A 5,290-nucleotide genomic window follows, 5' to 3' on the forward strand; every position below is an offset into this window, starting at 1 on the left:
CGCATGAACCGCGCCCTCCGTTGGCCTTGGCTGGCGGACAGGTGATTCACCCGGACACGCTGTCCGCCACCGTTTTGCCTGCATCCAGGGAAACCCCAGGCTGGCCTGATGCAAATCAACACTACACTCATCGTCAGCATACTGTTTAATTAATCGCGATGCAGCTGACCCGCAGGCGGGCGACACGCACCACGAAGCACAGGACATCCATGAGCACCAGCATTTCTTCCCGGGCGCTGCCCGTTCTTGTGGCGGGCGGCGGCATTGGCGGCGTGGCGGCCGCGCTGGCCCTGGCGCGCCAGGGATTCGCCGTCAAGGTGCTGGAGCAGGCGCCGCAGCTGGGCGAGATCGGCGCCGGCATACAGCTGGGGCCCAACGCATTCGCGGCCTTCGACGCGCTGGGGATTGGCGAGCTGGCCCGCGGCCGTGCGGTCTATACCGACGAGATGGTGATGCACGACGCGCTCGATGAGCGGCTGGTCGGCCGCATTCCCACGGGCGAGGCGTTTCGCGCCCGCTTCGGCAACCCGTATGCGGTGATCCACCGCGCCGACATCCACACCTCGCTGCTCGAAGGCGCGCGCGCCCACGGCCAAATCGAGACGCTGACGGGCACCCGCATCGAAGCCGTGCAGCAGGCGGGCGACACGGTCACCGTGCGCGACCAGCACGGCCAGGTCCATGTGGGCCAGGCGCTGATCGGCGCCGATGGCGTGAAGTCCGTGGTGCGCCAGCAGTACGTGGGCGATACGGCGCGTGTCTCCGGCCACGTGGTGTACCGCGCCGTGGTGGAGAAGAACGACTTCCCCGAGGACCTGCGCTGGAACGCGGCCAGCATCTGGGTCGGCCCCAACTACCACCTGGTGCACTACCCGCTGCGCGGCGGCGAGCAATACAACGTGGTCGTCACCTTCCACAGCCGCGAGCAGGAGGAATGGGGCGTGCGCGAAGGCAGCCGCCAAGAGGTGCAAAGCTACTACCGCGACTGCTGCCCGCGCGCGCGCCAGCTCATAGACCTGCCCAAAAGCTGGAAGCGCTGGGCCACGGCCGACCGCGAGCCCATTGGCCAGTGGAGCTTCGGCCGCGCCACGCTGCTGGGCGATGCGGCCCACCCTACCCTGCAGTACATCGCCCAGGGCGCCTGCATGGCGCTGGAAGACGCGGTGACGCTGGGCCAGGCGCTCAAGCACTGCGGCAACGACTGGCCGCAGGCGCTGCGGCTGTACGAGCGCTCGCGCATTGCCCGCACGGCGCGCGTGGTGCTGTCCGCGCGCGAGATGGGCCGCATCTTCCACGCCAACGGCGTGGAGCGCCTGGTGCGCAACGACCTCTGGAAGGGCCGCACGCCCCAGCGTTTCTACGACGCCATGGAATGGCTGTACGGCTGGAAGGCCGAAACCTGCCTCGCCGAAGACTGAACACAAGGAGACCGCCATGCAAGAACTTGGCCGCCTGGAAGACCTGCCCCAGGACTACCGCGACGAACTCACGCGCAACAACCTGGTGCCGCTGTGGCCCAGCCTGCGCAACGTGATGCCGCCGCACACACCGCGCCCGCGCACCCAGCCGATTGCCTGGCCCTACCAGTCCATACGCCCGCTGCTCATGCAGGCCGGCGAGCTGACGCCCATCGAAAAGGCCGAGCGCCGCGTGCTGGTGCTGGCCAACCCCGGCCATGGGCTGGAGAAGATGCAGGCCAGCTCCTCCATCTACCTGGGCATGCAGCTGCTGCTGCCCGGCGAGTGGGCGCCCTCGCACCGCCACACGCCCAATGCCGTGCGCATGGTGGTGGAGGGCCAGGGCGCATGGAGCCTGGTCGATGGAGAGAAATGCCCCATGGAGCGCGGCGACCTGATCCTCACGCCTACGGGGCTATGGCATGAGCATGGCCACGACGGCGACGAGCCCGTGGTCTGGCTCGATGTGCTGGACCTGCCCCTGGCCTACTACCTGGAAGTCACCTACCACGTGGACGGCCCGCGCCAGCCCGCCCTGCCCGGCCGTGGCGACCGGGCGTATGCGCGCGGCGGCCTGGCACCCACGCAGGTGTTCGCCCGCAGCGCCAAGGCCTACCCCATGCTGCGCTACCCCTGGAAGGACGCGCGCGCCGCGCTGCTGGAGCTGGCCGCCGACCGGCCGGATCTGGACTGCGTGCAGCTGGCCTACACCAACCCCGAGACCGGGGCCGACTGCGAAAACATCCTGGGCTTCTACGCACTGATGCTGCGCCCGGGCCAGACGCTGCAGCTGCCCGCGCGCTCGCCAGCCTGCGTGTTCCATGTCATCGAGGGCGGCGCCAGCGTGGCCGCCGTGGACCGCCATTTCGACCTGGCCACGGCCGACACCTGCTGCGTGCCCGGCTGGGCGCCTGCCACGCTGACCAATGCCAGCGCCAGCGAGCCCGCCTTCCTCTTCCTGGCCGACGAGGCGCCTTTGCACAGAAAGCTGGGCCTCTACGAAGTCCGGCCTTGAATCCTCCGATTTCTCTTTACTCCCCCATCGCCAATACCATGACCGCCCCCCAATACCTCTGGACCCCGCCCCCCGTCCAATCCCTGCCCGTGCGCGGCAGCACGCAGCGCCTGCCCGTGAACCGCCTGTTCTTCGTGGGCCGCAACTACCACGCCCATGCCGTCGAGATGGGCCGCCCGGTGGACAAGAGCGCGGAGCGCCCCTTCTACTTCACCAAGGCCCCCTCCACCCTGACCGAATCGGGTGCCACGGTGGCCTACCCGCCCGAGACGAACAACTACCACTTCGAGATGGAACTGGTGGTGGCCATCGGCAAGGCGGGTTTTCGCATTGCGGCGGACAAGGCGCATGAACACATCTACGGCTACGCCTGCGGCCTGGACATGACGCGCCGCGACCTGCAGCTGGTGGCGCGCGACAAGGGCCGGCCCTGGGACCTGGGCAAGGACGTGGAGCAGTCCTCGGTGGCCAGCGAGATCGTGCCCATGCCGGGCCAGGTGATCGAATCCGGTGCCATTGCGCTGGCCGTCAATGGCGAGACCAGGCAGCAGTCCGACGTGGACAAGCTGATCTGGAACATCCGCGAAATCATTGCCGACCTCTCGCTGTTCTATCACCTGCAGCCCGGCGACCTCATCTACACGGGCACGCCCGAGGGCGTGGGCGCCGTGCTGCCGGGCGACCGCATCACCGGCCATGTGCAGGGCGTGGGCGAGATCGCGCTCACCGTGGGCCAGCCTGAATAAGACCGGGGAGACCACCACCATGAAGCTCTACAGCTTTTTCCGCAGCGGCACCTCGCACCGCCTGCGCATCGCGCTCCACCTCAAGGGCCTGCGCCCTGACTACTTTCCCGTGGACCTGCGCGTGGACGAACAGGCCCAGGCGCCGTTCAAGCAGGTCAACCCGCAGGGCCTGGTGCCGGCGCTGACGCTGGACGATGGCCGCACGCTGATCCAGTCGCCGGCCATCATCGAATGGCTGGAGGAGCGCCACCCCGAGCCGCCGCTGCTGCCCGCCGACCCCGAGGACCGCGCCCAGGTGCGCGCGCTGGCCGCCATCGTGGGCTGCGACGTGCATCCCGTCAACAACCGCCGCATCCTGCAGACCCTGCGCCGCCAGTTCGGTGCGGATGAGGCCGCCATCAACGCCTGGTGTGCCACCTGGATTGCCGACGGCTTCGACGCCATCGAGGCCCTGCTGGCACGCGACACGCGGCGCGGCAACTTCTGCTTCGGCCACGCACCCACGCTGGCCGATGTCTACCTGGTGCCCCAGATCGAAAGTGCACGCCGCTTTGGCGTGGACCTGGACCGCTGGCCGCTGATCAGCGCTGTGGACAGGGCCTGCGCGGCCCTGCCCGCCTTTGCACAGGCTGCGCCCCTGGCCCAGCCTGACGCCGGCTGAACCTCGCCTGAACCTCGCCGCGCCTTTGCCGGCAGCCCTACCCCGCCCCGAGTCCTCGCCAGAAGGACCGGGGCATTGCAAGCAGTGAAAAAAGCAGATCCAACAGGAGACAGACTGTGAAAGCATCCCCATCCAACCGCCTCGGCGCCGCCCCCTCCCGCCGCAAGGCCCTTGCAGGCGCAGCCCTGCTGCTGGCTTCCATCGCCCCGCTGCATTGCGCCTGGGCACAGGCAGGCTCCAGCAGCGCCGCCAGCTTTCCCACGCGCCCCGTCACCGTGATCACGGCCTTTGCCGTGGGCAGCGGCCCTGACGCCGTGCTGCGCATCGTGGGCGAAAAACTGGCCGCGCGCTGGAAGCAGGGCGTGACCGTGGACAACCGCCCAGGCGGCGGCGGCTTTGTCGCCATCGAAGCCGCACGCCGCGCCAAGCCCGACGGCTACACGCTGCTGCAGCTCGACAGCGAACATGTCTCCGCCCTGCCCTACCTCTACAAGCAGCGCAACTTCCATCCGCTGCAGCACTTCGACCCGGTGGCGCCGCTGTTCCTCACGCCCTTCTTCGTGGCCGTGCCCACGAACTCGCCCTGGAAGAGCATGGGCGACCTGATCAAGGCGGCCAAGTCGGAGCCCGGCAAGGTCAGCTACGGCTCCTGGGGCGTGGGCAGCCCCGGCCACCTGGGCGGCGAATGGCTGGACTTCCTGACCGGCAGCAAGATGACCCATGTGCCCTACCGCGAGGTCAGCCAGCTCTACACCTCGGTGGCCAATGGCGATCCGGCCTGGAGCTTTGCCAGCATTCCCTCCAGCCAGGGCATCTACAAATCCGGCAAGATCCGCTACCTGGCCGTGGCCGCGCCCCAGCGCATCGCCCAGATGCCCGACGTGCCCACCGTGGCCGAATCGGGCGGCCCCGCCGACCTGATCGTGAACTCCTTCGTCTCCCTGCTGGCGCCCAAGGGCGTGGACGCCGCCCTGCGCGACAGGATCCATGCCGACGTGGTCGCCGTGCTGCAGGACCCGCAGGTGCGCGAGAAATTCGCCACCTTCGCCTTCCAGCCCATCACCTGGGAAGTGCCGGAAATGGAGAAATTCGCCAAGACCAAGGCGGACCAGTACAAGCTGCTGATCCAGAAGGCGAATATCAGCCTGGATTGAGAGCACCGAATAGACAAAGCAACGGGGCGTAGCGCCCTGTCGCCCCCGCACCCCGGCCCCTCGTCCCCATATGCCCGCGCCTGCGTCGTGGCGGTTGCGGGGTTGCAGTCCTGCCGAAGGACAGGACTGCTTCGTCAACTGACTCGCCGTGATTGTCTGAACGTAGCGCGCAGCGCGAAGTGCTGTCTCTTATACACATCTAAAAGGGGGGGGGGGGGGGGGGGGGGGGGGGGGGGGGGGGGGGGGGGGGGGGGGGG

General features: G+C 68.5%; 5 protein-coding genes. All 5 read left to right on the forward strand.

Features of this window, described 5'->3' with window-relative positions:
- Positions 1-209 precede the first annotated feature (209 nt).
- The 5 genes from JHD82_RS28445 (at position 210) to JHD82_RS28465 (ending at position 5,033) form a co-directional block, all read left to right on the forward strand.
- Positions 210-1,418, forward strand: a complete 1,209-nt coding sequence (locus tag JHD82_RS28445; protein WP_199140220.1) for a 3-hydroxybenzoate 6-monooxygenase — start codon at positions 210-212, stop codon at positions 1,416-1,418.
- 16 nt (positions 1,419-1,434) lie between these two features.
- Positions 1,435-2,472 carry a cupin domain-containing protein gene (locus JHD82_RS28450; protein WP_199140222.1) on the forward strand — a complete coding sequence of 346 codons (1,038 nt, stop codon included), beginning with the start codon at positions 1,435-1,437 and terminating at the stop codon, positions 2,470-2,472.
- 38 nt (positions 2,473-2,510) lie between these two features.
- Complete coding sequence (locus tag JHD82_RS28455) at positions 2,511-3,218, forward strand: fumarylacetoacetate hydrolase family protein (protein WP_199140225.1); 708 nt, start codon at positions 2,511-2,513, stop codon at positions 3,216-3,218.
- A gap of 19 nt (positions 3,219-3,237) precedes the next feature.
- Positions 3,238-3,879, forward strand: coding sequence for a maleylacetoacetate isomerase (gene maiA / locus JHD82_RS28460; protein WP_199140227.1), 642 nt, complete (start codon positions 3,238-3,240; stop codon positions 3,877-3,879).
- Between the two features lie 116 nt (positions 3,880-3,995).
- Positions 3,996-5,033, forward strand: a complete 1,038-nt coding sequence (locus JHD82_RS28465) for a tripartite tricarboxylate transporter substrate binding protein (RefSeq protein WP_199140229.1) — start codon at positions 3,996-3,998, stop codon at positions 5,031-5,033.
- The last annotated feature ends 257 nt before the right edge of the window (positions 5,034-5,290 follow it).

The organism is Delftia sp. ASV31 (assembly GCF_016428765.1).
In the GTDB taxonomy this organism is placed as follows: Bacteria; Pseudomonadota; Gammaproteobacteria; order Burkholderiales; family Burkholderiaceae_C; genus Comamonas; species Comamonas acidovorans.